At 66.5% G+C, this 25,012-nt stretch carries 24 protein-coding genes and 3 pseudogenes; 11 read left to right on the top strand and 16 right to left on the bottom strand.

Going from position 1 to position 25,012, the window contains the following annotated elements; translation table 11 throughout:
• Positions 1–42 precede the first annotated feature (42 nt).
• Positions 43–1,248 (bottom strand): MFS transporter, encoded by a 1,206-nt coding sequence (locus tag QO058_RS13175; protein ID WP_284172479.1) that lies wholly within the window; start codon positions 1,246–1,248, stop codon positions 43–45.
• 104 nt (positions 1,249–1,352) lie between these two features.
• Between QO058_RS13175 and QO058_RS13180 the strand changes: the two are divergent.
• Together QO058_RS13180 and QO058_RS13185 are read left to right on the top strand one after the other, a co-directional pair.
• Positions 1,353–1,625, top strand: a pseudogene (locus tag QO058_RS13180) (AraC family ligand binding domain-containing protein); the annotation flags it as partial.
• Between the two features lie 124 nt (positions 1,626–1,749).
• On the top strand, positions 1,750–2,175 hold the full coding sequence (locus QO058_RS13185) for a helix-turn-helix domain-containing protein (RefSeq protein WP_284172480.1): 426 nt from the start codon (positions 1,750–1,752) through the stop codon (positions 2,173–2,175).
• A gap of 90 nt (positions 2,176–2,265) precedes the next feature.
• On the opposite strand, the gene QO058_RS13190 is transcribed toward QO058_RS13185, so the two are convergent.
• From QO058_RS13190 to QO058_RS13205, 4 genes are all read right to left on the bottom strand, one after another.
• Positions 2,266–3,180, bottom strand: a complete 915-nt coding sequence (locus QO058_RS13190; protein WP_284172481.1) for a TorF family putative porin — start codon at positions 3,178–3,180, stop codon at positions 2,266–2,268.
• Positions 3,181–3,392: 212 nt separating this feature from the next.
• On the bottom strand, positions 3,393–4,805 hold the full coding sequence (locus tag QO058_RS13195; protein ID WP_284172482.1) for a hypothetical protein: 1,413 nt from the start codon (positions 4,803–4,805) through the stop codon (positions 3,393–3,395).
• Positions 4,806–5,002: 197 nt separating this feature from the next.
• Entirely contained in the window at positions 5,003–5,956 is a 954-nt protein-coding gene (locus QO058_RS13200; RefSeq protein WP_284172885.1) for an acetyl-CoA carboxylase carboxyltransferase subunit alpha, read from the bottom strand.
• Positions 5,957–6,065: 109 nt separating this feature from the next.
• Complete coding sequence (locus tag QO058_RS13205) at positions 6,066–6,836, bottom strand: class I SAM-dependent methyltransferase (protein ID WP_284172483.1); 771 nt, start codon at positions 6,834–6,836, stop codon at positions 6,066–6,068.
• Positions 6,837–6,959: 123 nt separating this feature from the next.
• On the opposite strand from QO058_RS13205, the gene gloB reads away from it, so the two are divergent.
• From gloB to QO058_RS13220, 3 genes are read left to right on the top strand one after another with little or no spacing between them, the layout of a single operon-like run.
• Positions 6,960–7,724 carry a hydroxyacylglutathione hydrolase gene (gloB, locus tag QO058_RS13210; RefSeq protein WP_284172484.1) on the top strand — a complete coding sequence of 255 codons (765 nt, stop codon included), beginning with the start codon at positions 6,960–6,962 and terminating at the stop codon, positions 7,722–7,724.
• Between the two features lie 6 nt (positions 7,725–7,730).
• Positions 7,731–8,186 (top strand): cupin domain-containing protein, encoded by a 456-nt coding sequence (locus tag QO058_RS13215; RefSeq protein WP_284172485.1) that lies wholly within the window; start codon positions 7,731–7,733, stop codon positions 8,184–8,186.
• A gap of 2 nt (positions 8,187–8,188) precedes the next feature.
• Positions 8,189–8,965 (top strand): GNAT family N-acetyltransferase, encoded by a 777-nt coding sequence (locus QO058_RS13220; RefSeq protein WP_284172486.1) that lies wholly within the window; start codon positions 8,189–8,191, stop codon positions 8,963–8,965.
• 108 nt (positions 8,966–9,073) lie between these two features.
• On the opposite strand, the pseudogene QO058_RS13225 reads toward QO058_RS13220, so the two are convergent.
• Positions 9,074–9,799, bottom strand: a pseudogene (locus QO058_RS13225) (DMT family transporter); the annotation flags it as partial.
• Between QO058_RS13225 and QO058_RS13230 the strand changes: the two are divergent.
• Positions 9,732–9,893: a hypothetical protein gene (locus tag QO058_RS13230; protein ID WP_284172487.1), complete on the top strand. Its 162-nt coding sequence runs from the start codon at positions 9,732–9,734 to the stop codon at positions 9,891–9,893. The pseudogene QO058_RS13225 and the gene QO058_RS13230 overlap by 68 nt on opposite strands.
• A 122-nt stretch (positions 9,894–10,015) precedes the next feature.
• On the opposite strand, the gene QO058_RS13235 is transcribed toward QO058_RS13230, so the two are convergent.
• Positions 10,016–10,846, bottom strand: a complete 831-nt coding sequence (locus QO058_RS13235; RefSeq protein WP_284172488.1) for an alpha/beta fold hydrolase — start codon at positions 10,844–10,846, stop codon at positions 10,016–10,018.
• A 121-nt stretch (positions 10,847–10,967) separates the two neighbouring features.
• Between QO058_RS13235 and QO058_RS13240 the strand changes: the two genes are divergently transcribed.
• Complete coding sequence (locus QO058_RS13240; protein ID WP_284172489.1) at positions 10,968–11,954, top strand: GlxA family transcriptional regulator; 987 nt, start codon at positions 10,968–10,970, stop codon at positions 11,952–11,954.
• A 61-nt stretch (positions 11,955–12,015) separates the two neighbouring features.
• Here QO058_RS13240 and QO058_RS13245 read toward each other — a convergent pair whose 3' ends face one another.
• A complete protein-coding gene (locus QO058_RS13245) occupies positions 12,016–13,125 on the bottom strand; it encodes a pyridoxal phosphate-dependent aminotransferase (RefSeq protein WP_284172490.1) in 1,110 nt (369 codons plus the stop codon).
• A gap of 101 nt (positions 13,126–13,226) precedes the next feature.
• Here QO058_RS13245 and QO058_RS13250 point away from each other — a divergent pair, with 101 nt between their 5' ends.
• Together QO058_RS13250 and QO058_RS13255 are read left to right on the top strand one after the other, a co-directional pair.
• Complete coding sequence (locus tag QO058_RS13250; protein WP_284172491.1) at positions 13,227–13,898, top strand: GntR family transcriptional regulator; 672 nt, start codon at positions 13,227–13,229, stop codon at positions 13,896–13,898.
• A gap of 95 nt (positions 13,899–13,993) precedes the next feature.
• Positions 13,994–15,190 carry an MFS transporter gene (locus QO058_RS13255; RefSeq protein WP_284172492.1) on the top strand — a complete coding sequence of 399 codons (1,197 nt, stop codon included), beginning with the start codon at positions 13,994–13,996 and terminating at the stop codon, positions 15,188–15,190.
• Positions 15,191–15,218: 28 nt separating this feature from the next.
• On the opposite strand, the gene QO058_RS13260 is transcribed toward QO058_RS13255, so the two are convergent.
• The 5 genes and pseudogenes from QO058_RS13260 to QO058_RS13280 form a co-directional block, all read right to left on the bottom strand.
• On the bottom strand, positions 15,219–16,280 hold the full coding sequence (locus QO058_RS13260) for an autotransporter family protein (protein ID WP_347976570.1): 1,062 nt from the start codon (positions 16,278–16,280) through the stop codon (positions 15,219–15,221).
• A 47-nt stretch (positions 16,281–16,327) separates the two neighbouring features.
• Positions 16,328–17,911: pseudogene (locus tag QO058_RS13265) on the bottom strand (autotransporter-associated beta strand repeat-containing protein); the annotation flags it as partial.
• 822 nt (positions 17,912–18,733) lie between these two features.
• The gene (gene phbB, locus QO058_RS13270; protein ID WP_284172493.1) at positions 18,734–19,456 is read right to left on the bottom strand and encodes an acetoacetyl-CoA reductase; all 723 of its coding nucleotides are present in this window, start codon (positions 19,454–19,456) and stop codon (positions 18,734–18,736) included.
• A 40-nt stretch (positions 19,457–19,496) separates the two neighbouring features.
• A complete protein-coding gene (locus tag QO058_RS13275) occupies positions 19,497–19,712 on the bottom strand; it encodes a DUF1737 domain-containing protein (RefSeq protein ID WP_284172494.1) in 216 nt (71 codons plus the stop codon).
• Between the two features lie 13 nt (positions 19,713–19,725).
• Complete coding sequence (locus QO058_RS13280) at positions 19,726–20,904, bottom strand: acetyl-CoA C-acetyltransferase (RefSeq protein WP_284172495.1); 1,179 nt, start codon at positions 20,902–20,904, stop codon at positions 19,726–19,728.
• A gap of 204 nt (positions 20,905–21,108) precedes the next feature.
• On the opposite strand from QO058_RS13280, the gene phaR reads away from it, so the two are divergent.
• Complete coding sequence (gene phaR, locus QO058_RS13285) at positions 21,109–21,747, top strand: polyhydroxyalkanoate synthesis repressor PhaR (protein ID WP_432212044.1); 639 nt, start codon at positions 21,109–21,111, stop codon at positions 21,745–21,747.
• Positions 21,748–21,801: 54 nt separating this feature from the next.
• Here the strand turns inward: phaR and QO058_RS13290 are convergent, their stop codons facing one another.
• Positions 21,802–23,499, bottom strand: coding sequence for an EAL domain-containing protein (locus tag QO058_RS13290; protein WP_284172496.1), 1,698 nt, complete (start codon positions 23,497–23,499; stop codon positions 21,802–21,804).
• Between the two features lie 165 nt (positions 23,500–23,664).
• Here QO058_RS13290 and QO058_RS13295 point away from each other — a divergent pair, with 165 nt between their 5' ends.
• Positions 23,665–23,880, top strand: coding sequence for a hypothetical protein (locus QO058_RS13295; protein WP_284172497.1), 216 nt, complete (start codon positions 23,665–23,667; stop codon positions 23,878–23,880).
• Between the two features lie 78 nt (positions 23,881–23,958).
• On the opposite strand, the gene rpmF is transcribed toward QO058_RS13295, so the two are convergent.
• A complete protein-coding gene (rpmF, locus tag QO058_RS13300; RefSeq protein WP_057189713.1) occupies positions 23,959–24,144 on the bottom strand; it encodes a 50S ribosomal protein L32 in 186 nt (61 codons plus the stop codon).
• Positions 24,145–24,297: 153 nt separating this feature from the next.
• Positions 24,298–24,999, bottom strand: a complete 702-nt coding sequence (gene mtgA, locus QO058_RS13305) for a monofunctional biosynthetic peptidoglycan transglycosylase (RefSeq protein ID WP_284172498.1) — start codon at positions 24,997–24,999, stop codon at positions 24,298–24,300.
• Positions 25,000–25,012 lie beyond the last annotated feature (13 nt).

Here is a 25,012-nt window from a genome sequence, read left to right on the forward strand (position 1 = left end):
TTTTTCGTATCTGATCTGCCCGCGCCGACGGCGTGCGCTTATTCAGCCCCGCCTGTGCTGCGGCAAGCGCGGCAGCAGGATCGTCAATAGCCCCAGCAACGGCAGATAGGAACAGACGCGGTAGACGAAGGTGATGCCATAGGCGTCGGCGAATCCGCCGAGGAAGGCGGCACCGAGCCCGCCCGCCCCGAAGGCGAAACCGAAGAACATGCCGGCGATCAGGCCGACGCGTCCGGGAACCAGCTCCTGCGCGAACACCACGATGGCCGAGAAGGCCGAGGCGAAAATCAGCCCGATCACCGCGCTCAGCACGCCGGTCCAAAACAGGTTGGCGTAAGGCAGCAGCAGCGCGAACGGGATGACGCCCAGGATCGAGAACCAGATCACGAAGCGCGCCCCGAAGCGGTCGCCGATCGGTCCACCGACGAAGGTGCCGACCGCGGCCGCGCCCAGGAACAGGAACAGCATCAGCTGCGCATCGCGGAAGCCGAGCTGGAACTGCTCGATGACGTAGAAGGTGAAATAGCTCGAGATGCTCGCCATGTAGACGTTCTTCGTCGCGGTCAGCAGCACCAGGACGGACAGGGCGAAAGCGACACGCCGCCCCGGCAGCGGCAAGGCGCGGCTGGCGGCTGGGCGGCCGGCATGCTCCCGGCGATGCGCCGCATACCAGTGTCCGACCCGGGTCAGGACGATGACGCCCGCCATCGCAATGACCGAGAGCCAGGCGACGCTGCCCTGGCCGAAGGGCAGGACGATGAAGGCGGCAAGCAGCGGCCCCAGCGCCGAGCCGAGATTGCCGCCGACCTGGAACAGCGACTGCGCCAGGCCATGGCGCCCGCCCGAGGCCAGCCGCGCGACCCGTGATGCCTCCGGATGGAAGATCGCCGATCCCAGGCCGATCAGGCAGGCGGCCACGACCAGCACCGCGAAGTTGTGGGCGTTGCCGAGCAGGATCAAGCCGCCAAAGGTCGAGGCCATTCCGGCGGGCGCCGAATAGGGCATCGGCCAGCGATCGGTCACCAGGCCGACGACCGGCTGCAGCAGCGAGGCCGTGACCTGGAAGGCCATGGTCAGCAGGCCGATCTGGACGAAATCCAGCGCGTAATTGGCCTTGAACAGCGGATAGAGCGAGGCCAGCAACGACTGCATGACGTCGTTCAGCAGGTGGCAGAAGCTGACCGCCAGCAGAACGGAAATCGTCGTCTTCTCGAAGCGGGGGCGGCTCCCCTCCATCGTTGCAACCATTGCGGTATCCCTGCGCGCAAACCTGTCTCGGCGCTCCTTCTACAGGGCTTGTTCGTGACCTGCTTTCGTGTTTCGGTCTAATTGTTTCGCGTTTGGGCCATTCGGTGAAAAAGCTGCCGCAGCAACAGGTCGATGCCCTTCATGCCGACCATCGCCGTCTTCACGGCCGGGTTTCTGACTCGGATGGCGATATTCTGGTCCGCATCTCAGACAACCCGGCCGGGTACAGGATCCCGTCGCACTGCCATCGCCATATCCAGCTGCTCTGCGCCTTCTCCGGCGTCGTGCTGATCGAGACCGAACGCGGCTGCTGGATGATCCCGCCGGGGCATGCCCTGCTCATCCCCGCCCGGCTGCAGCATTCCGTGGAGATGCTGAGCGATGTCAGCATCAAGTCGGTCTATCTCCTCGCCGGCCATGACGACCTGGCTCTGCGCATGCTGCAGGTGCTCGGCGTCACCGATCTGGCCCATGCGCTGATCACCGAAGCGATCCGCCTGAGTGGCGCCCCCGCCCGGCAACCGCAAGCTCGAGCTCGTTCTGGAGCTGCTGACGGCCGAGATCGCCGCGCTGCCGATCCAGCCGCTCGGCCTGCCCTTCCCGGCCGACAAGCGGCTCGCTGCCCTCTGTCGCGCCTACATGGCGGCGCCATCAGTATCCGAACGCCTCGACGATTGGGCCACGAAGCTGGCGATGAGCCGGCGGACCTTCACACGGCTTTTCCAGCGCGAGACCGGCCTCAGCTTCGTCGCCTGGCGCCAGCAGGCCAGCCTGTTCGCCTGCCTGCCTCGGCTGGCGGAAGGTGTCTCGGTCACGGAGGTCGCCATGCTGGCGGGCTATGACAATGTCGCGGCGTTCACGACCATGTTCAGACGGCGCCTCGGCACAACGCCGCGCAGCTACATGAAGGCCGCGCTGGCGCGGTAGCCGCTCGAGCGCCTGGCCATCGGGTCCCATGAACGGAAAAGGCCGCTCTCACGAGCGGCCTTACCAAACGAACCGGCGCGATCGAAGCGCTTACTTCGGCGCGAAGATGCCGACGCTGCTCGCCGTGATGTCGAAGGAGAGCGTCGCCACCACGGTCGGGTTGCACCACTTCGAGCGACCCGTGCCAGCGGTAATGCCGCGCGGATCGGCCGTCAGCAGGAAGCACTCGCTCTTCGACAGGCTGGTGTCGTGGTAGCGCACATCCGCCGTCAGGTTCTTGTAGGTGTAGGACAGGCCGGCGTTCCAGTAGGTGTAGTCCGGCAGGTCGGTCGGTGGCAGCGTCGACCAGATCGCGAGATTGGTCGTGCCGAGCCAGTAGCGGCCGAGCTCGCCTGAGACCGACAGACCCTCCAGGAACGGCAGGTTGTACTTCGCCGTCACCGAGGCATAGGTGCCGGTCGCGCCGGTGCCGAGCCAGTCCCAGGCGTAGAACAGGTTGGCGCCGAGGATCAGCTTGTCCTCGAAATTATAGCTGACCTTGCCGTAGACCTCGGTGAAATCGGTATTTTTCGGCGTCCAGAACACGCCCGCCGTGTCGATATAGGCCTTCTCACCCGGATAGTAGTACTGCCAGACACCGAGATCGACGGTGACCGGACCGAACTTGGGCCGGATGCCGCCGTAGAAGTCGATTTCGGCCGGCGGGCTGGTCGCCAGATCGACATTCGAGGCGTAGACGCCAACATAGAACAGATTGTCGTAGATCTGCAGTTCGGCGCCGCCCTGGATCGCCGGCTTGCGGTCGGTCTGCGAGATGCCGCGGAAATTATAGTCCGTCATGCCCTTCACGCTGACGGCGATGTCGAACCAGGTGATGCTCGGCGCGACCGGCACCGGTGGCGCACCTTTGCGGCTCGGCAGGTCCGAGGCGAACGAAGCGCCAGAAGCTGTGAGCGCCAGTGAAAGCGCAAAGCCGGTGAGCAGGCCAGAGGTCTTGAGCGCCATCGCGAACTCCATCGAGGTTCCTGCACGATTCTCGTCATGCATTCGCCATGATTAAGCCTGCGCGGGCGCAATATCGGCAAGGCGAGGTTTTTTGCAACCTGCCCGCGCAATGGGCAATACCGGCCGATTTCGCTGTTTAGACGCCTACAAAAGCGCCCGCAGCCATCGCTGGCCGCGGGCGTGACTTTTTACATCAAATGATTGTTGGGCGATCAGCGGACGGCAGGCTGGCTCGCATAGGAGGCGTCGGGCTGCAGCTGGGACGTCCGCAGGGTCGAAGCCCGGCGCGGCGGCAGCGGTGCTTTCACTGTCTGCGGCGTCTCGGGCACGACCGACACGACCGGCGCCTGCTCCTTCGGCTCGGAGGAAGAACCGAGCAGCGGCACGAAGCTCAGCGCCCTCTGGTAGAAGGAAGGCTGCGACGGCTCGGCAGCGGCCGTCTGGATCGGCGCAGGCGTAGCAGCGCCCGGCGTCGCCTTGGCGACCTGCGTCGCCGCATCGCTCGTCGTCGCCCGGGCAGGCTGAGCCGCCGGCTTGGCCGGCGCAGCAGCAACCACTGGCTTGGCTTCCTCCGCCTGCGCGCTGCTGACCGCGGCGAGCACGGCATCATTGTCAGCCGATTCGGCTCGGACAGTCGCCTTGGTCCGTCCCTTGTCGTCGAGCACGACGACGCGCGGGCCGATCAGCGAATCGACGCGGCTGATGCCGACATCGCGCGAGCCCCAGGCGACCGACCTGTTCAGCGAATCAGCGCCGGACTGGGCCAGCTGGCGCTTGAATGAGGAGTGCTGGTCGCCGTCGTCATAGATCAGCTTGACCGCGGGCGTGCCCTTCGAGACCAGCGCCGCGACCTGGATCTCGTCCTGCTGGCGCTTCTCCGAAAGCGCCTGCGTCAGCGACGGGTCGACCTGGGTGCCGTCACGGTTGAAGGCATAGCGCCCACCCGCCACGGAAACCGACGGCTCATCCTTGGCCACCTCGAAGAAGTCCGAGCCTTCCTTCAGATTCTTCCAGAAGGCGATGTTCGGGTCGAGCCGGTGCTTGGCGAGGTTCTCCGGCGTCATCCGGAAGGGGTAAGCCTGCATCTGCACGGCCCGCTGGCCACCATTCTGGGCCTCGCGCACCAGGGCGTAGATCTCGCCGATCTGGTCGTCCGTCATCGAATAGCAGCCGGCCGAGGAGCAGGCGCCGTGCACCATCAGATGCGCGCCGGTGCGGCCATGCGCGCGATCATAGGCGTTCGGGTAACCCATGTTGAACGAGACGTAGAACGACGAGTTCGGGTTCATCTGCGCCGGGCTGATGGCGTAGAAGCCCTCCGGCGCCATGCGGTCGCCTTCGCGCACCTTCGGGCCGAGCTGGCCCGACCAGCGGCACATCGGGAAGGTCTTGAGCAGCGCATACTTACCGTCGGCGCGCTTCTTCCAGACCTCGAGCTCTGACTCCTTCTTGTAGGAGCGAATCACGATCGGCTGGCTCTTGCTCATGCCTTTCTCGGACATCAGCGTATAGGTCGCGGACGGAATCGGGATGTTATGGCGCGCGGAGCCGCGATGACGCTCCTCTTCGCAAGCTGCCAAAGTGAGGCCGAGGAGCGCCGCCAGCGCGAAATGTCTCACAGCCACGTCGTCAATCCCATCTCGCGCGGACGCGTCAAGCCGACAATTCACCACGCAACAAGGCCAAATTATGCCCGTTGCCCGGTTGTAGGACCGTTAGCCTTGACCGTTCCTTACCACAGGGGGTCTGCAGATGGCCATATGGTGAAGCCGCGGTAAAGCCTCCGCCTGACCAAGTGCATGATTACGCACAAATCGTCCGGCTAGAGCGTCCGGCCGATCGCCAGATACTTCTGCGCCCGCCGGTCGATGATCTCGTCGGCGCTAAGGCCCGCGAGATCCGAGAGCGCCGCCTCGATCGCGGCACCGGCTCGCTCGATCGCAGCGTGGGGGTCGCGATGGGCGCCGCCGGTCGGCTCGGTGACGATCCGGTCGATCACGCCGAAGCGCAGCAGGTCCTGGGCGGTGATCTTCATGCCGGTCGCGGCGTCCTGGGCGCGGGCCGTGTCGCGCCAGAGGATCGAGGCCGCGCCTTCCGGCGAGATCACCGAATAGATCGCATGCTCCAGCATCAGCACCTTGCTGGCGGCGGCGATGGCGATCGCCCCGCCGGAGCCGCCTTCGCCGATCACCAGCGCGACGCTCGGCGTGCGTAGCGCCAGGCAGGTCTCGGTCGAGCGCGCGATCGCCTCGGCCTGGCCGCGCTCCTCGGCCTCGATGCCGGGATAGGCGCCAGCGGTGTCGATGAAGCTCAGCACCGGCAAGCCGAAACGGTCGGCCAGTTCCATCAGGCGAACCGCCTTGCGATAGCCCTCCGGCTTCGGCATGCCGAAATTGTGCTTGATGCGGGTCTCGGTCGAGTTGCCCTTCTCCTGGCCCATGACGCAGACCGGCTCGCCGCGAAAGCGGCCGAAGCCGCCGACGATCGCCTCGTCCTCGCCGAAGACGCGGTCGCCCGCGAGCGGCGTGAACTCGTCGATCAGCGCCGAGCAATAGTCGAGGAAATGCGGACGCTGCGGATGGCGCGCCACCAGCGTCTTCTGCCAGGGCGTGAGGGCGCCGTAGAGGTCCTTCAGCGCATGCGAGGCCTTGGCCTCGAGCTTGGCGATCTCCTCGGCAAGCGAATAGCCATCGCCCTTGCCGTCGAGCGCACGCAGTTCATCCGCCTTCGCCTCAAGCTCGGCGACCGGCTTTTCGAAATCGAGATAGCTTCGCATCGACATCCAGATCTGGTCCCGCTTTCCCAGGGAAAAGGCGACGGCACGGGCCGCGGCGACGGAACGGTCAAAAAAGGCGGCGGACCTTGGCCGCGCCCCGGCGAAATTGTCAACCCGCCGGCCCGCCCCCATCATCCTGCCGCGGCAGGTGCGACGAGGAGTGAGCCTGCGGTAGCAGCACCGGCCGGAAGGCGATGCTGCGCCGCGTCGCGCGCAGGGGCGCACGCCGGTAGAACTGCTTGGTCGCATCGATGACGTAGACACCGGCGAAAGGCAGCGACAGGCCCGCACCGACCTTCTCCCAGGCCATGGCCGAGCGCATGAACAGGCGCCGGCGCAGCGGCGGCACGTAAAGAGCCTCGGCCCAGTGCTCGGGCGAGAACATGGCACGGCGCATCAGCGCCTCGATCTGCGAGCGGCTGAACGGCCTGCCATGGCCGAACGGCGTCGTATCCATCCGCGCCCACAGGCCGCGCCGGTTCGGAACGACGACGATCAGGCGCCCGCCCGGGCTGAGCACCCGCGAGATTTCCTCGAGCAGATCCTCGGGGCTCTCGGTCTCTTCCAGAGCGTGCACCATCAGCACGCGGTCGATCGAAGCGGTGGGCAAGGGCAGCAGAGTCGGCTCGACCAGAGCCGAAGCCGAGAGCCCGGGCGAGGGCCAGTTCACCACGCCCTGCGCCGCCGGCATGAAGGCGATGACCCGCTCGGCCTCGCCGCCGAGCAGCGGCAGATAGGGCGTTGCGAAGCCCAGGCCAAGCAGGCGTTGGCGCCGGCAATCGGGCCAGAGCTTGAGCATGACCTTGCCGACGACCCGGCGCGCCACATGCCCCAGCGGGCTGGCATAGAAGGTGCGCAGGTCGACGACGTCCAAGGCCATGCCAACGGAGATGGCGCAGCGGCAGCGCGAGCGCAAGAGCGGCCCTTGGTGGCATGATCGGCTTGCTCCCGGCGCGAGCTTGCTTCAAGCAGGCGTCTCGACTGCCGATTGCCGGAGCTTCCCATGCCGCTCGACATTCATGTCTTCCGCACACTCAGCGACAATGCCGGCGCGTTGCTGCGCGACCCCGGTACCGGAGCCTGCGCCACCGTCGACGTTCCCGATGCGGGTGAGGTGCTCGCCGCCGCCAAGGCCAAGGGCTGGACGATCAGCCAGGTGCTGGTGACGCATGAGCACGCCGACCACGTCCAGGGCATCGCCGCGCTGAAGCAGGCGACCGGCGCCAAGGTGTTCGCTCCAGAAGCCGCGCGCGCCGGCACACCGGTCGACGTCGTCCTCGGCGAGGGCGACCGCGTCGCTGTCGGCAGCTACGACTTCGAGACCTGGGCGACGCCCGGCCATGCCGAGGGCCATGTCAGCCTCATCAGCAAGAAAGCCAGTCTCGCTCTGGTCGGCGACGTCGTTTTCGTCATGGGCTGCGGCCGCGTCATGCCCGGCCGGATGGAAGCGATGTGGACCTCGCTGACGCGCATCATGGCGCTGCCGGACGCGACCACGCTGATCACCGGCCACGATTACACACTCTCGAATGCTCGCTTCGCCGCGGCCATGGACCCGAGCAACCCCACCGTCGCCGCGCGCCTCGCCGAAGCAGAAGCGGCCAAGGCTGAGGGCCGATTCTGGGCCGTGACCACGGTCGGCGAGGAGAAGGCGACCAACCCCTTCTTCCGCGCCGGCGAGCCGGCGCTCGCCGCGACGCTCGGCATCGTCGGCAAGCCTGCCGGGGAGGTCTTTACGGCGCTGCGCGAGGCCAAGAACAGGTTCTGATCTGCGATGAGCACGTTGAACGGTCTCAGCGCCGCCGAGGTCATCCGCCTGCTCGAATTGAAGCCGCATCCCGAAGGCGGGCATTATCGCGAGACCTTCCGCGATCCCGCCGGGCCGGAGGGACGCGGTTTTTCGACCGCGATCTACTATCTGCTCGACGTCGGCGAGACCTCCGAATGGCATCGCGTCGATGCGGCCGAGATCTGGCACCATTACGCCGGCGCGCCCTTGGTGATCACGCTCTCGCCGAACGGGCACGACGCCTCGGCCCACCATCTCGGCAAGGACCTCGCCGCCGGGCAACGGCCGCAGATCGTCGTTCCGGCGGGACACTGGCAGAGCGCGACCTCGCTCGGCGCCTGGACGCTGGTTGGCTGCACGGTCGCACCGGGTTTTGCCTTCTCCGGCTTCGAAATGGCGCCGCCCGACTGGCGGCCGACACCGCGTCCGGCTGGAGGCTGAACGTGGACAAGCCCGTTACCGACATCCTTGCAATCGATTTGGCGCTGGTCGGCGCTTGCGAGACCCGGATCGTCAACGCCTGGCCGGCGCCGACCACGCTCGTCGTCGACCAATGGGTCGTGCGCTTCGCCAACGGCTATTCCGGCCGCGCCAACTCGGCCTCCTCGCTGCGCGAAGGCGGCGACATGGACGAGGCGACGCTCGCCTTCATCGAGGATCTCTATCGCCGGGCCGGCCTGCCGCCGCGCATTCGCTTTACGCCGCTGGTCGCCGAGAGCGCTCGCCAGCGCTTCGCCGACCGCGGCTACAGGGTCGAGACCGCCTCCTTCGGCATGGTCGCCGAGCTCGATCCCGGGCTGCACATGACCGATCCCGGCATGATCACGACCGCACAGGCAGACGATGCCTGGATCGACGGCGTCTGCGGCCATCAGACCGGCAACAAGCGCAACCGCGACCACCTGTCCGCGATCGTCTCCGGCGTGCGCCTGCCCGCTGCCTTCGCCACGCTGATGCATGAAGGCCGCCCGGCGGCCTACGCCATGAGCGTCGCCGAGCGCGGCATGGCCGAGATTGGTGCGGTCATCGTCGACGAAGCCCTGCGCGGCAAGGGCCTCGGCAAGCAGATGATGCTGGGGCTGATGGGCTGGGCGGCGGCGCAGGGCTGCAGCCAGGCCTATCTCCAGGTCGACCAGAGCAATGGCCTCGCCTTCGAGATGTATCGCCGGCTCGGCTTCCGAACGGTCTACGCCTACGAGACGCGTATTCTCGACGTCTGAGCGCTCAGCTTTCGGCGGCCTTCGGTACAGCGGTCCGTGCCGCCGACTGAAGCTCGCTACCAGCGCGCCGAGGACGATGAGGACGCAGGAAATCGCCAACAGCCAGCTCGCCGGCGCGTAGCCCGCGATGACCAGGACTACGGTCGAGAGCACCGGCGCGGCATAGGAGGCGACGCCGAGCAAGGCAACGTCGCCCTTCTTCATGCCGACATCCCAGCAGATGAAGGCGAGGCCGATCGAGCCGAGGCCAAGGCCGAGGACACCACCCCATTCGACGGCGCTCGGCGCCCACAAGGTCGTCTCGAAGGCGAGATGGCAGGCGAAGGCGAGAATGGCGCAGCCGAGCATGGTGATGGCGAGGCTCTCCGACGGCACCCCGGCAAAGCGCCGCGACAGCACCGAATAGCTCGCCCAGACGAAGGCACCGAGCGCCGCCAGCACATGGCCGAGCTGGATGCCGGCACCGCCCGAGCCGAGGCTGCCGGAGATCAGCATCGCCGTCGCGACGAGGCCGATCAGCGCCCCGATGAGATGGCGGGCCTTGAGCCCTCCGCCCGGAAGCAGCGCCGCGAACAGCACGATCAGCAGCGGCCAGAGATAATGGATCAGATTTGCCTCGGCCGCCGGCGCCGTCTTCACCGCAGCATAGTACAGCGCCGTGTCGCCGAAGGGCCCGTAGAGCCCGAGCAGGAAGGAGGCCGGCGTCGGCCGCGCCAGATGCAAGCGGCCCCGTGTCGCCGCGATCGCCAGCACGAAGATGCCGCCGATGACGAAGGTCATGCCGACGAGCTGGAACGGCGGCACCCGCCCGGACATGGCGGTGAACAGCGCCAGCGTCGACCAGAGCAGGATGGCGACGAAACCGGTCGCGGTGGCGGTGCGGGAGGTCATGGGGCGAACTTCGGAATTGCGACCGAAGACCCGTTAAGCGCTCCGCTGCGTCATCGCCAGCCCCGTTCGCCGCTTGCCACCGGCATATCGCCCGAGTCTCACGCAGAAAACTGCCGGCAGGCCGCAGCAGCGGCGGTGCCGGCAGTCTCATCGGTCGCGTCAGCCCTTGATGAAGGCGAGCAGGTCGGCGTTGATCACGTCGGGATGGGTGGTGCACATGCCGTGCGGCAGGCCGGCATAGGTCTTCAGCGTGCCGTTCTTGAGCAGCTTGACGGAAAGCGGGGCGGAGTCGGCATAGGGGACGATCTGGTCGTCGTCGCCATGCATCACCAGCACCGGCACCGCGATCGTCTTGAGATCCTCGGTGAAGTCGGTTTCCGAGAAGGCCTTGATGCAGTCGTAATGCGCCTTGGCGCCGCCCATCATGCCCTGCCGCCACCAATTGTCGATGATGCCCTGCGAGACCTTCGCGCCCTCGCGGTTGAAGCCGTAGAACGGACCGGCAGGGACATCGATGTAGAACTGGGCGCGGTTGGCGACGAGCGCGGCGCGGAAACCGTCGAAAACCTCGATCGGCAGGCCGCCCGGGTTCTTCTCGGACTTGACCATGACCGGCGGCACCGCACCGATCAGCACCGCCTTGGCGACGCGGCCGGGCTCGGCGCGGGCGACATAGTGAGCGACCTCGCCGCCGCCGGTGGAATGGCCGATATGGATGGCGTTCCGGAGGTCGAGATGGGCAGCGAGTTCGGCGACGTCGGCAGCGTAGGTGTCCATCTCGTTGCCGGTCGCGGTCTGGCTGGAGCGGCCATGGCCGCGGCGGTCATGCGCGATCACCCGGAAGCCCTGATGCAGGAAGAACAGCATCTGGTTGTCCCAATCGTCGGCGCTGAGCGGCCAGCCATGGTGGAAGACGATCGGCTGCGCGTTCTTCGAGCCCCAGTCCTTGTAGAAGATCTCGGTGCCGTCCCTGGTGGTGATCGTGCTCATCTGTCGCTTCCTTCGGCTTGCGGGCGGCAGGAGCGTCGCCCTTCGATGTGGACGGTTATAGGCGCAGCGTTGCATGGTGCCGCTTGGCGGAACTGACATTCAGCGGGGCAAAACTGACAAGATGACGATAGGGAAGAAGACGATCGCAGAAATCGGGCTTTTGCTCTACCCGGATGTGCAGCTCGCGGCCGTTTACGGCCTGACCGACCTGTTCCGGATCGCGGGCGAGATGAGCCGGGATAGAGCTGGGCCGGAGGCGCCCGCGATCCGCGTCAGCCATTGGCGCCAAGGGGCAGCCGGCGCGGGTGTGGACTGCGTCTTCGACAGCCATCCTGGCCCTGCGCACGATCCGAGCCATCTCATCGCGCCGCCGAGCCTGATCATGCCGGCGAAGATGCAGCCGATGAGCGGCTTCGCGACCTGGCTGGCCGAGCGCCATGGCGCGGGCACGACGTTGTGTTCGGTCTGCGCCGGCGCCTTCCTGCTCGGCGAAGCCGGGCTGCTTGAAGGCCGCGCGGCGACGACGCATTGGGCCTTCGCCAAGGAATTGGCGGCGCGCTTTCCGGCCGCGAGGGTCGATACCGACCGCATGGTGATCGACGATGGCGACATCATCACCGCAGGCGGCATCCTGGCCTGGACCGATCTTGGTTTGACGCTGGTCGAGCGCTTGCTCGGATCCAGCATAATGCTGGAGACCGCGCGCTTCCTGTTGGTCGATCCGCCCGGACGGACGCAGCAGCCCTACAGTCATTTCGTGCCGCGGCTCGACCATGGCGACGCGGCGATCCTGAAAGTGCAGCACTGGCTGCAGGCGAGCGGGGCCCGGGATCACGACGTGCCGGCGCTGACAAAGCGGGCAGGGCTGGAGGAGCGCACTTTCCTGCGCCGCTTCCGCAAGGCGACCGGCCTGCGGCCGACCGAATACGCCCAGCAAATCCGCATCGCCAAGGCGCGCGAGGCGCTGGAATTGAGCCGCCGCCCGGTCGCACAGATCGCCTGGGATGTCGGCTACGAGGATGCTTCGGCCTTCCGCAAGCTGTTCCAGCGCATCACCGGGCTCGCCCCGGCCGATTACCGCCGCCGCTTCGGAGTGGCCGGCGCCTGAAGAGGCACCCGACCAGTTCCGTCATCCGCGCCCCCGCCGATCGAATGCAATCTACTAGCCCCTACAGGCCGAGCGCCGCGCGAACGCGGTCACCAAGCCCGCGCAGGCGTCCAACCGGCTCGTTGGCATAGACGAAGCGGATATATTGCGCGCCATGGCTCTCGCCCCAGCCGGCCATGGCAGTGGCGCAGACGCGCTGCTCCAGCAGCCGCTCCGACATGGCCGCCCCGTCCAACCCGAAATCCGAGACCCGCAGCAGCAGCGACCAGCCGCCGCCCGGCACCCCTACCGGAAGCCCGCGCAGCTCCTCGAGCACACAGTCGCGCCGTGCCTGCAATTCGTCGACATAGGGCGCGAGCGTCGTCGCCGAGTTCTCGAGCGCGACCGCGACCGCATCCTGCCCGATGCCGACCGGCACCACGACATTGGCGAGCGAGACGGCGACGAGATCGGGCATGAAAGCCTCAGGCGCAACGATCCAGCCGACCCGCCAGCCGATCATGCGCAGTTCCTTCGCCGACGAGCCGACGGTGATCGTCCGCTCCGCCATGCCCGGCAGCCCCGCTGGATGGAGCACCGGCCGACCGTCGAAGATCAGCCGTTCCATTGCCGTGTCGATGATCAGCAGCAGGTCATGCGCGACGCAGAGCTCGGTAACGAGCGCCCAGTCGCCTGCGTCGAGGCAGCCGCCCGACGGCATCGACGGCGACATGAGCAGCATCGCGGTGGTCTTCGGGCCGATGCTCCCCCGTAATGCCTCGCGGTCAAGGCGCCATTCGCCGTCCGGCTCAAAGGTAAGGGGCACGAAGCGCGGCACGCCGCCGGCGAGCCGCACCCGGTTGATCAGGCCGGCATAGGTCGGATCGGTGACGATCACCTCGTCGCCGACCTCGATTGTCGCCAGCAGCACATTGAGGATGCCGGAGAGACCGCCGGCCGAGATCACGCAATTGCGCTCGCCGCTATAATTCACACCGGAGATCGCCGAAACATGGCGGGCCGCGACATCGCGCAGATGCGCCTGGCCGACGAAGGGCAGATAGCTGTTGTCGGCATCCTCGCTGGCGGCACGGATCGTACGCGCGATCGCCTCGGCGTCGGGCAGGATATCGGTGTCGAGGTTTTCGAGCCGCAGGAAATCCTTGCCCGAAGCATCAGCGATTGATCCCATGCGATCGACGCCGATTCCGGCGATATTGCGCAGGCGTGACGGTCGTTGGCGGGGCATATGGATACCTCAAATCATATATTATCTATGAAATCACACCGGCTATGAGCTTGCAAGACCAGACCGACAGCGACCACTCGCTCGCGGGGCGCATCGCGCGCAGCCTGGCGCAGCGCATCGTCACGGGGACGCTGGCACCCGGCGCGCCGGTGCGGCAGGACCATGTCGCCGCCGAGTTCGGCGCGAGCCATGTCCCGGTCCGCGAGGCCTTCCGCACCCTAGAGGCGCAAGGATTGCTGGTCAGCGAGCCGCGCCGCGGGGTTCGCGTCGCCCCGCTCGAACCCGACCTCGTGCTCGAAGTCACGACGATGCGGGCGGCGCTCGAAGCGCTGGCGATGCGCCAGGGTTTTGCACGATTGACGGCGGCCGATCTGGATGAGGCCACCGCGGCCCTTGCCGAAGCTGAAGCGAGTGGAGAACTGCTGGTCTGGCAGCGCGCGAACGAACGCTTCCACCGCGCGATCACGGCACCCTGCCGCATGAAGCGCCTGCTCGCGACCATCGACGACCTGCATCGCACCTCGGCGCGCTTCCTGTTCGCGACCTGGCGGGACCTGGCTTGGCAGCCGCGCTCGGATGCCGAGCACCGGCAGATTCTCGATCATCTTCTGGCGGGCAGGATCGAGGAGGCGGCGCGGACCCTGGAAGCGCACATCCTCAATGCCGGCCAGGCTTTGGCCGAAAAGCTCCAGAGCGGTCCCGTCCCCTCGCGCTAGGCTGGTGCCGCCCAGCTTCGGCGTGATGGCCGGCATGCGCCGGGTGCTTCGCCAGGCGATTGACCGCGCCGACATGCGGAGGCAAGCGTCGTGGCATGACCACGATCCCCCTGCCGAGCGCCTCCCGCCCGCTGATGCCGGTCCTGGCGGCCCTCAGCGTCGCCCATCTGCTCAACGACCTGATCCAGTCGATGATCCCGGCGGTCTACCCGCTGCTCAAGGAGACCTATCAGCTCGATTTCGTGCAGATCGGCCTGATCACGCTCGCCTTCCAGGTCACCTCCTCGCTGCTGCAGCCCGTCCTGGGCTACCTGACCGACAAGAAGCCATGGCCCTATGCGATGGTCGCCGGCATGGGCGCGACGCTGGCCGGCCTGCTCTCGCTCGCCTTCGCCCACAGCTATCCGATGGTGCTGATCGCAGCAGCGCTGGTGGGCACCGGCTCGGCCGTCTTCCACCCCGAGGCGACCCGCATGGCCCGCCATGCCGCCGCCGGCCGGCAAGGGCTGGCCCAGGGTGTCTTCCAGGTCGGCGGCCATGCCGGCTATGCGATCGGCCCGCTGCTCGCCGCCGCCGTCGTCGTGCCGAACGGCCAGCAGAGCCTGTCCTGGTTCTCCGGCATCGTGCTCGTCGCGATGCTGCTGATGGCCTGGATCGGCGCGCGCTATACCGCCTTCCGCCGCGAGCAGGTCGCCTCGAAAAGCCATACCGACGATGTCGCCTCGCATGGCATGCCGCGCCGCCGCGTCCTGCTGGCGATGGCGGTATTGATCGTCATCCTGTTCTCGAAGAACGCTTATACGGCCTCCTTCACCTCCTACTACACCTTCTATCTGATCGAGCGCTTCCAGGTGCCGCTGCAGCTCTCGCAGATCCTGCTCTTCCTCTATCTCGTCGTCGGCGCCGCCGGCGTGATCATCGGCGGCATGATCGGCGATCGCATCGGCCGCCACCGCGTGATCTGGCTGTCGATCCTGGGCAGCCTGCCCTTCGCGCTCGCTCTGCCCTATGCCGACCTCACCTGGACCGTGATCCTGAGCGTGGTGATCAGCTTCATCATGGCGAGCGCCTTCTCGGCGATCCTGATCTACGCGATCGACCTGGTGCCGCACCGGGTCGGGCTGGTCGGCGGGCTGTTCTACGGTCTCGCCTTCGGCCTCGGCGGCGTGGCGGCAGCGGGGCTCGGCGCGCTCGCCGATAAGATCGGCATCATCCAGGTCTTCGCGCTCTGCGCCTGGCTGCCGGCCTTCGGGCTGCTGACCTTCCTGCTGCCGAAGGGCGCGCGGAGCTGACCGTCCACCGCCCTGCAGCGGCGTGATCTTACCAGATGACGCGCAGCCCGAGATTGCCGCGCACGCTGTGCCCCTTGTCGTCGCCGAGCGCCGTCACATAGCCGCCGGTCGCATAGAGGCTGACATTGGCGGTAATCTTGGCGATCACGCCGCCGCCGACCTCGAGCGAAGTTCCCTTGAACCGCGTCGGGATCACATCGGTCGCATCGAACAGGACTTTGTCCGTGCGGCTGAAATTGTGCCAGAGGTTCGCCGTCAGATAGGGCTGGAGCTCGGCACCACCCAGCAGGAGGCTGGTCTGCAGACGGGCACCGACCCGCCCCGTGAGGCTGTCGCCATTGTCGAAGCTCACTGCCGAGAATCTGTCGCGGGTCCGGTCGAGCGACAAATGCTGCCAGATGAGCTGCGCCTGTGGTTCGAGCACGAATCCCGCTCCGAGCGCGATCGGATAGCCACCTTCCAGCGAGGCACTCACCGAGCTGCCGCCGATGTCGCCGCTCACGCCGCGGTTGGACCGAGCATCGCCATCGAGCCAGCTGTGCATCAGCACGGCGTCGACATACCACCCCGTGGGGCCCAGATGCGTCCAATAGGCTCCGAGGCTCTTTGAATCGAGCGTGAGCTTGCCGACCGGGCTGCGCCGTTGGCCGATGGCATAGCCGCGGATGTCGCCGTCGGCGCGGCCATAGCCGAAGAACAGGCCGAACCGGTCGCGGTGGCCGCTCGGGCGGTCGATGCCATAGAGGTCGAGACCGGTCTGGAGCCCCCAGATGCGGCCGTCGAATTCAGGGTCGACGGTTCCCGACCAGCGCTGCTCCGTCCGCTCGCCGAAGACGCGCCCCAGCCGGCGGCGAAGTTGCCCTGCCCGTCCAGCAGACCCTGCTCGCCACGGCGCTGATGGAAGGTTCCGAGTGTCGCTACACCAAGGCGTCGCGCCATGGCCGGCACGGCGGCGTAGGCGGCGACCTCCGGCCGATACAGCGGAATCGGATCCGAACCCGCTGGCACATCGGGCAGCGCCGGCGAGCCCGGTGCGGCTTCCGTGTCCGAGCCTCCCGTCTCCGCAACGAGCGTGTTGCGCAGATACCAGTTCTCGCCCGACCCGCCAGTGGTGCTGCCGTGGAACAGGATATACTCGTAGGCGCCGGCCGCGACTGGTCCAGCCAGCGAGAAAGCGCTAGCGCTCGTCGTCGCGCCGTTGATGGCATCGACCACCAGGATGCCGTCCCCGGCCGTGGCGCCGCCCGGTCCGCCGATATTGGTGATGGCGAGCCGCGAGCTTCCGCTTGCCGTGCCGCCGTTGATCACCAGCAGATCAGACGGCGAGCCGTCGCTGCCGAGATAGGTGTTGAGCCCGACAGTGCCGCCCTGCCCGACATAATTGGACACGGTCAGGGTATTGCCGATGCCGGCGCCGCCGACCTGTGCAAGGCCGGCATTGGTCAGCGTGCCTGCGATCGTGAAATTGCCCGTGCCGCCGCCGGCAAAGGCGGCCACCGCATCGGCCACCGCGATCGTGCCGTTGTTCATCACAGAGCTCGCGACGCGGCCATAACCGCCGAATGTCGCGCCTGCAGCGACTGAGACAAGTCCACCCCCCACCAGCGCCGCACCACGACTGGCCGCATCGCCGATCGCGAGCGTGCCAGCCGTGACATTCGTCACACCGGTATAGATATTGACGCTGGTCAGCACCGTCGTGCCGGAACCATCCTGCGTGACCGCGCCGGGCCCGGAGATGATACCGGCGAAGGTGACCAAATCGGAGCGGTTGAAGGCGAGCGTGCCGTTGTTGGCGACATTGCCGACGATGCTGCCGCTCGTGCCGCCAGCACCGAGCTGCAGTGTCCCCTGAGTGATGGTCGTGCCACCGGTGTATGTATTGGCGCCGGTCAGGATCGTCGTGCCGGCGCCGGTCTTCTCGACCGCGCCCACGCCGCTGATCGTACCGGCATAGGTGCCGACATCCGGCTGGGTGAAGCGGACCAGGCCGTTATTGGTGACGGTCGGCGTGATGCCCAGCGCCGGACCTTCGAGGATGGCGGCCGGATCGACGATCGTCAGCCCGGCAAAGGCAGAGTTGTCGCCGGTCAGGCGCAGCGTGCCCTGTTGCACGTTGACGAGCTGGAAATCGGTCAGAGAGCCGCTCAGAGCCCAGGTGCCGGCCTCGATCTTGTTCAGCCGCTCGAAACCGGTGACCAGGCTCGCGTTCATCGCCGTAGGACCGGCGCCGGCTAGCACCAGGAGGTCAGTGCCGTCGCCACCGGTGATCCGCTGTGTGGCCGAGACCTGGGCGTCGCCGAGATTGCGCAGCGTGGCGGTGTCGTCGCCCGTGCCCATGTCGATCAGGCCGCCGATCGTGCCACCGCCCTGCCAGAGGAAGGTGTCGGTGCCGGTGCTCATCCGGATCTCGCCACCGATCGCCCCGCCCGTCACGGTGACGCTGTCGGTGCCGCCGCTGACACTGATATTGCCGCCGATCGAGCCGCCCGAGACGATGATCGTGTCGTTGCCGAAGCCGGTCACCAAATTGCCGATGATCCGGCCGCCCGACATGTCGAAGATGTTGTTGTCGAGCTTCATGTCGACGCGGCCGATCGTGCCTCCGGTCATCGTCGCGACGTCGCCATCCTCGAAGGCGCCGACGATGGTGCCACCGGTCATTAGGAACGTATCGCGCCCGTCGCCCTGCGCCAGCGAGCCGATCGTACCGCCATTCATGATGAAGATGTCGATGCCCAAGCCTTGGCTGACGGCGCCATTGACCGTTCCGGCATTGATCTCGAAGCGGTCGGCGCCAACATCGGTCGTAACACCGCCCGTTACCGTGACCGTGCTGCCGCCGGGCAGCGTGATCAGGCTGGTGCCGACGGTGTTCGTGTAGTTCGCGATGGTGCCACCCGCGAAGGTGACGGTCTTGGTTCCGGTGCCGCCGGTGATGCCACCGCTATAGGTACCGCTGTTGACGGTCAGCGTGTCGTCGCCGGCCTGGAGATTGACCGGCGCAGCGGTCGGATCGGGCGCCGTGCCCGCGTCGCAGACGACAATGTCATTCCCGGCAGTGGTCGCTCCGCAGCCTGCCAAGGCGGCATCTGTGTGGAGTGCGTAGATGACCAGCGACGAGGTCGACAGCAGTGCGAGACAGCGCGCCTTTGCAGACTTCACCGGCCTTCTCCCAATAACCTCGCGTGTGGAACGACTTGCCGAAGCTTGTTTTCAGAAACGACAGGCAACGTCGATCGCACTTTGATAGTCGAAGCGATTCTCGCTCCGGGTCCAGCAAAGTTTCGGTGGGATGATTAAGGGAGCATTAAGGGCCCAGTACCTGAGGCAGGCTCGACAATGCGGGAAGACCCTGAGATATTTAAATTTTTAAGTGCCCCTCGACCCGGTCAACTGAAACCGGACTGCGCTCAGGGCATGGCCGACATGCACGCATTTGAAATATGACGCTGTCAAAACACGACCAGATTGCACTGGTCGCGCCAGCCATGCAGCTACCACGCCGCGTGCCGAGGCATGCGGCGTGGTGGTCTGAAAGGCTCAGGCCATGTACTGCCCGCCATTGACCGCAAAGGTCGCGCCGGTGGCGAAGGCCCCGTTGTCGGAGGCGAGGAAGACCACTGTCTGGGCGATCTCCTCCGGCTTGCCGAGGCGCCCGACCGGGATACCGGCGACGACACGCTTCAGTGCCTCCTCCGGCATCGCCGCGACCATGTCCGTGCCGATATAGCCCGGCGTGATCGCGTTGACCGTGATGCCCTTGTTGGCATTCTCCTGGGCCAGCGCCTTGACGAAGCCGATATCGCCGGCCTTGGCCGCCGAATAGTTGACCTGGCCCATCTGGCCCTTTTGGCCGTTGATCGAGGAGATCACGATGATCCGGCCAAAGCCGCGCCCGCGCATGCCCTCGATCACCGGCCGGGTCATGTTGAACAGCGAATCGAGATTGGTGCGGATGACCGCCGACCACTGGTCCTTGGTCATCTTATGGAAGAAGCCGTCCTTGGTGATGCCGGCATTGTTGACGAGAATGTCGACCGGCCCGACCTCGGCCTCGACCTTGGCGATACCGGCGGCGCAGTCGTCGTAATCGCCGACATCCCATTTGTAGACGGGTATGCCGGTCTCGGCCTTGAACTTGGCGGCAGCCTCGTCATTGCCGGCATAGCTCGCCGCGACCGTATAGCCGGCCGCCTGCAATGCCTTGCAGATCGCCGCGCCGATGCCGCGCGTGCCCCCCGTAACCAATGCAACCTTAGCCATCGTCGTCTTCTCCCTCTTAGACGCGGCTATGGAGGCCGCGTTATTCTTTGCTGAGATCGAGACCGGGCTCGTAGGTCCGGTCCACGTCCTTGATGATCGCCTGGCCGCAGATCACCCGCCCCGCCTTCTCGTCATAGGTCAGGGTCGGGTGCCCGTAGAGCACCCAGCCCTGGCTCAGGGCCACCGAGACCCGATGACAGAACGAGGCGTCATCGGGACCGGTCAGATAGCGGTAGAGCGTGGTCTGCTTCGGCATGGCGAGGCGCTACTCAGCGCTCCACCGCCAGGGCGATGCCCATGCCGCCGCCGATGCACAGCGTCGCGAGCCCCTTCTTGGCGTCGCGCTTGGCCATTTCGTGCAGCAGCGTCACCAGTACGCGCGCGCCGGAGGCGCCGATCGGATGGCCGATCGCGATCGCGCCGCCATTGACGTTGACGATGTCGGGATCCCAGCCGAGATCCTTGTTCACCGCCAGCGCCTGCGCCGCGAAGGCCTCGTTGGCCTCGACGAGATCGAGATCGCCGACTTTCCAGCCCGCCTTCTCCAGCGCCTTGCGCGTCGCCGGGATCGGGCCCGAGCCCATGATCGCCGGATCGACGCCAGCCGTCGCCCAGGATGCGATGCGGGCGAGCGGGGTGAGCCCGCGCTTGCTCGCTTCCTTCGCCGTCATCAGGACGAGCGCGGCGGCGCCGTCATTGATGCCCGAGGCGTTGCCCGCGGTCACCGTGCCGTCCTTCGAGAAGGCGGGCCTGAGCTTGGCCATCGCCTCAAGCGTCGCGCCATCGCGGATATACTCGTCGGTGTCGACGATGGTGTCGCCCTTGCGGGTCGAGACCGTCACGGGCGCGATCTCGTCCTTGAACCGGCCGGCCTTCCGGGCCGCCTCGGCCTTGTTCTGCGAGCCGACCGCGAAGCGATCCTGCTCCTCGCGGCTGATCTGCCATTTGGTCGCTACGTTCTCGGCCGTGGTGCCCATGTGGTAACCGTGGAAGATATCCCAAAGGCCGTCCTTGATCATCGTGTCGATAAACTTGACGTCGCCCATCTTGGTGCCGGCGCGCATATGGGCGGCGTGGGCCGAGAGCGACATCGATTCCTGGCCGCCGGCGACGATGATGTTGGCGTCGCCATTGGCGATCTGCTGCATGCCGATCGCCACCGCGCGCAGGCCCGAACCGCAGACCTGATTGAGGCCCCAGGCGGTCGCGCCCTGCGGCACGCCGGCGTCGAACGCCGCCTTGCGGGCCGGATTCTGGCCCTGCGCCGCCGTCAGCACCTGCCCGAGGATGACCTCGTCGACCTCGCCGGCCTCGACCTTGGCGCGCTTCAGAACGTCCTTGATCACTGCCGAGCCGAGATCGTGAGCCGGCGTGTTGGCGAACGCGCCGCTGAAGGCGCCCACGGCGGTGCGCGCCGCACCGACGATCACGATGTCATTCTCAGCCATGGGCCATCCTCCGGTTCTCTTCCGCCGGCCATCCGGCCGTACGGTATGTCCCACCCACCTTCGAAGGGGCTGACGGCGCCGTCAAGACGGCGAGACGGCTAAGCCCATCATCGAGGCAAACTCGGCGCAGTCCCGCCTTGCGCTCAAAAAACTTGCAGCAGGCAGCCGAAGAGCTATCGTCGCGTTCGGGACCGATTTCCGGCCTTGCCCGATCCCCGGGTTATGGCCGCAACAGCCGCGTGGGTGTCGATGGCCAGCGACAAAGAACCGACTGTCATCAAGAAATACGCCAATCGCCGGCTATACCACACGGGTACGAGCTCCTACGTCACATTGGAGGATCTGGCCGGCCTGGTGCGCAACGGCGAGGATTTCGTCGTCTATGACGCCAAGAGCGGCGACGACATCACCCGCTCGGTGCTGGCTCAGATCATCTTCGAGGAAGAGAGCAAGGACGGGCAAAACCTGCTGCCGATCGCCTTTCTGCGTCAGCTGATCCGTTTTTACGGCGACAGCATGCAGGCGCTGGTGCCGCGCTATCTCGAATTCTCGATGGACAATCTGACCAAGGACCAGAATCAGTTCCGCGAGCAGATGGGCAAGGCCTTCGGCGGCGGCACTTTCGGCACGGGCGCGATCGACGCGCTTCAGGCCCAGACGCGCGCCAACATGACGATGTTCACCGAGGCCTTCCGGCTGTTCAACCCGTTCGCCGCCGCCGCGGCAGCAAAAGCACGCAGCGAAACTCCGTCTGCGCAGGGCGAGAACGGCGAACTCGGCGATCTCAAGCGCGAGCTCAGTGAAATGCGCGAACGGCTGGACCGGCTCGCCAAGGACAAATGACAGGCCCCTTGCCGCCTCCTTCCGCTCGGCTGAACCGCCGGGCGGAAAGAGGCGTCAGCTCGCTGCCTGCAGCAATGTCCTGTCGGACGCGTCGTCCGGGAGCCAGAGCTCGGCTTTACCGACCAAGTGGCCTTGCAGATAGGTCACGCCCCAATCGCACAGCATTGACGCCTGCAGCTCGTCGTCGACCCATTCGGCGACCGTCTCGACGCCGAGATGGTGGGCGAGTTCGAGCAGGGTGCGGACGAAGAAGCGATCATCGGTCGAGCGCCGCAGATTCTGCGTGAAGGCGCCATCGAGCTTGAGGATATCAATCGGAAAGGCCCGAAGATGCCTGAGCGAGGTGTGACCCGCTCCGAAATCATCGATCGCGATGCGGGGGCCACACTGCTTGATCCGGCTGAGCAGCTTCGCCATGCGCGCCGGATCCTCGATCGTCGCCGTCTCGGTGACCTCGACGATCAGGCGCTTCGCGGCGGCGGGGCTCGCAGCGACTCCCGCTTCGAAACCCTCGATCCAATCCGGATCGGCGAGCGAACGCGGCGAGACGTTGATCGACAGCACCGCGTCCGGCCGCTCCGCCAGAAACGACATGGCAAGCTCGAACACGCGATGGTCGAACAGGCCGACCAGCCCGCGTCTTTCGAGCAGCGGCACCAGCTCCGCTGCGGCGAGGAAGCCGCCGATCTGCAGACGTTCGACCCGCAACAGCGCCTCGCTGAAGGCGAGGGCACGGCCTTTGGCCGTCACCACGGGCTGGAAGGCCAGCTTCACCTTGCGTTCGTTGAGTGCAGCGACAGCCTCGAGATCGAGACGCGGTGCTGCCTCGCTCGCTTCGGCCGCGACAGGGCGCCGCGCGATCACGGCAGCATCGCGGGCGCCCGCCTCGGCTCCGGCGAGCGCATTCTCGGCGGCCTCGACCAGCACCGAGCCGTGGCGGGATAGATCGGGCGCAATCGCGGCCCCGACGTGCAGCCGCGCCAGCGCGATCCCGCGCGAGGTCTCGACCGCCGAGCGCGCCACTGCCTTGATGAAGCGCTGCGCTGCTGCCTCGATCTGATTGGCGGGGCAGGCACCGAGAAGGATGGCGAAACGGTTGCCGGCATAGTGCATCAGCTGGTCGCGCCGGCGCATCACCGAATGCAGGCGCTGCCTGACCTCCTCGATGATCTCCTCGGTCCCCTCATGGCCGAAATCGTGGTTGAGCTTCGCAAGATCGCCGATCGACGCGACCAGCACGACGACGGATCGCTCAGCTGGAAGATGCTCCGCCAGAGCCTCGTCGACACGCTCGACCAGGGCATCGCGATCGCAGAGATCGCTGCCGGCCATTGCGAGTTCCTCAGGCCGCACTGCGCGCTCCAACCTGAGCACGCCGCGCGCGCTTGCCGGGCGGCCGTCGATGCCGGCGAACCACCGCCCCGCATCCTCGATCCACATCTTGCGGCCGGCGAGATCGGCAGCGTAGCGCGTGCGATAGATCGCCCCATCGCCGAGATCCTGTCCGCCCGAAGAGAAGATCGCGTCATAGCGGCTGCGGCCGCTGCCGGGCTCGACCAGCCCCGCGAAAGCCAAGCCACGTTCCAGCACCGCAGCCGGCACCGGCCCCAGTACCTCCGCTGCGTTAGGTCCCCAGCTCAGCGTGTCGCTGCCGATGTCCCAGCTGTAGGCAACTTCGCCGATCGAGGAGAGCAGGCTGCGCGGCTCGACGATCCTCTCGCCGCGGGAACCGAACAGGGACGGCGCAGGCATGGGTGCGACTGCCTCGGGAGATGGGAAGAAACCGCCCCGTTTTTCACGGCGGGTGGCTGGGAATGTCCCGAAACGATGCATGTACCTGCGTTAACGCAGGGTTAAGTCTGGCGCCCTGATTGCAAGGATTAGCTCCCGAACCCTCGAATGTTCCGGAGCGGTACAATGATCGAGCCAGAAAGATCCGAGGCGGCCTTTGCCGATGGAGAGGAGGGCACATCGCGCGTCCCCGCTGCCTTCCTCGTCCAGCTCGCCGCCAGCCAGGCCGGAATCGGCCCGTTCGCCGGCCGTGACCGCGAGACACCCTTCATCGGCGCCCGTCGTTATTACGAAGTCATGGCGCAGCGTCGCCTGCCCTGCAGGCTTCTTCGCTCGACCTGAAGCCCGAACGAAAAAGGCCGGCCTCGCGGCCGGCTCTCTTCGGTCATGGAAGCGGACGGCCCAGACGGGCCCGTCGCATCAGGCCTCGGTCTTGGCCTTCAGCACCTGACGACCGCGGTACATGCCGGACTTCAGGTCGATATGGTGCGGACGGCGCAGCTCGCCCGAATTCTTGTCTTCGATATAAGTGGGCTGCTTCAGCGCGTCGGCCGAGCGGCGCATGCCGCGCTTCGACGGCGAGGTCTTTCTCTTCGGAACGGCCATCGGTACTCTCCATCATGCCTTCGCGCGAGGCGGGGCTTCTCACCCGCACCACAGTCGCGACGACGTCACATTCGTGATGAGGGCTGGCCTTTACACGCTCGCGCGCGGCCTGGCTAGACCATGCTGCGGAAAAAGTGGCACCCGACCGCTTCCTCAGGAAGGAAGCGCACAGTTACCGAGCGGCCCGAGCTGGTTCATTCGTCGCTGTACCCGTCCGGCCGCCGCCTGCAGCGCGCGGCTCGGCCGCGACGGATTGCGCAGGATCGGGTTCGGCAGCGCGCCTGCGAGCCTGGCGGCCTCAGCTGGGGTCAAACGCGAGGCGGACTTGCCGAAATGGCGCTGAGCCGCAGCTTCCGCACCGAAGATGCCGTCGCCCCATTCAGCGATGTTGAGATAGACTTCAATCACCCGCTGCTTCGGCCAGACCAGATCGATCGCCATGGCCATCGGCAATTCCAGCCCCTTGCGCAGATAGGAGCGGCTCGGCCAGAGAAAAAGGTTCTTGGCCGCCTGCATGGTCAGCGTCGATGCGCCGCGGCTCGGTCCGTCCTCATCCTGCAGCACCGCGTTGAGCTCGCCCCAGTCAACCCCGTTATGCGAACAGAAGCGCTGATCCTCGGAGGCGATCACGGCGCGGACCAGATGCGGGGAAATCTGCGTCAGCGGCACCCAATCGCGCTCGACCGAGCGGAAGGTCAGCCAGCGGCCGAGCATCAGGGTCGAAGGCGGCGGCACGAAACGATAGAGCAGCAGCAAGGCGGCGAAGACCAGCACCAGCGCCATCACCAGCCGGATCAGCGCACGGACGATCCGTCCCGCGAGACTCCCGCGTCGCGGAGCCGGAGTATCAGCCATGCGCGTCATCCCC

The organism is Bosea vestrisii (assembly GCF_030144325.1).
In the GTDB taxonomy this organism is placed as follows: Bacteria; Pseudomonadota; Alphaproteobacteria; order Rhizobiales; family Beijerinckiaceae; genus Allobosea; species Allobosea vestrisii_A.

Excerpts from the sequence above, each read along its gene's own strand:
- QO058_RS13175 (WP_284172479.1), bottom strand. The coding sequence starts at position 1,248 with ATGGTTGCAACGATGGAGGGGAGCCGCCCCCGCTTCGAGAAGACGACG.
- QO058_RS13190 (WP_284172481.1), bottom strand. The coding sequence starts at position 3,180 with ATGGCGCTCAAGACCTCTGGCCTGCTCACCGGCTTTGCGCTTTCACTG.
- QO058_RS13200 (WP_284172885.1), bottom strand. The coding sequence starts at position 5,956 with ATGCGAAGCTATCTCGATTTCGAAAAGCCGGTCGCCGAGCTTGAGGCG.
- QO058_RS13205 (WP_284172483.1), bottom strand. The coding sequence starts at position 6,836 with ATGGCCTTGGACGTCGTCGACCTGCGCACCTTCTATGCCAGCCCGCTG.
- gloB (WP_284172484.1), top strand. The coding sequence starts at position 6,960 with ATGCCGCTCGACATTCATGTCTTCCGCACACTCAGCGACAATGCCGGC.
- QO058_RS13215 (WP_284172485.1), top strand. The coding sequence starts at position 7,731 with ATGAGCACGTTGAACGGTCTCAGCGCCGCCGAGGTCATCCGCCTGCTC.
- QO058_RS13230 (WP_284172487.1), top strand. The coding sequence starts at position 9,732 with ATGACGAAGGTCATGCCGACGAGCTGGAACGGCGGCACCCGCCCGGAC.
- QO058_RS13235 (WP_284172488.1), bottom strand. The coding sequence starts at position 10,846 with ATGAGCACGATCACCACCAGGGACGGCACCGAGATCTTCTACAAGGAC.
- QO058_RS13240 (WP_284172489.1), top strand. The coding sequence starts at position 10,968 with ATGACGATAGGGAAGAAGACGATCGCAGAAATCGGGCTTTTGCTCTAC.
- QO058_RS13245 (WP_284172490.1), bottom strand. The coding sequence starts at position 13,125 with ATGGGATCAATCGCTGATGCTTCGGGCAAGGATTTCCTGCGGCTCGAA.
- QO058_RS13250 (WP_284172491.1), top strand. The coding sequence starts at position 13,227 with ATGAGCTTGCAAGACCAGACCGACAGCGACCACTCGCTCGCGGGGCGC.
- QO058_RS13255 (WP_284172492.1), top strand. The coding sequence starts at position 13,994 with ATGACCACGATCCCCCTGCCGAGCGCCTCCCGCCCGCTGATGCCGGTC.
- phbB (WP_284172493.1), bottom strand. The coding sequence starts at position 19,456 with ATGGCTAAGGTTGCATTGGTTACGGGGGGCACGCGCGGCATCGGCGCG.
- QO058_RS13275 (WP_284172494.1), bottom strand. The coding sequence starts at position 19,712 with ATGCCGAAGCAGACCACGCTCTACCGCTATCTGACCGGTCCCGATGAC.
- QO058_RS13280 (WP_284172495.1), bottom strand. The coding sequence starts at position 20,904 with ATGGCTGAGAATGACATCGTGATCGTCGGTGCGGCGCGCACCGCCGTG.
- QO058_RS13290 (WP_284172496.1), bottom strand. The coding sequence starts at position 23,499 with ATGCCTGCGCCGTCCCTGTTCGGTTCCCGCGGCGAGAGGATCGTCGAG.
- QO058_RS13295 (WP_284172497.1), top strand. The coding sequence starts at position 23,665 with ATGATCGAGCCAGAAAGATCCGAGGCGGCCTTTGCCGATGGAGAGGAG.
- rpmF (WP_057189713.1), bottom strand. The coding sequence starts at position 24,144 with ATGGCCGTTCCGAAGAGAAAGACCTCGCCGTCGAAGCGCGGCATGCGC.
- mtgA (WP_284172498.1), bottom strand. The coding sequence starts at position 24,999 with ATGGCTGATACTCCGGCTCCGCGACGCGGGAGTCTCGCGGGACGGATC.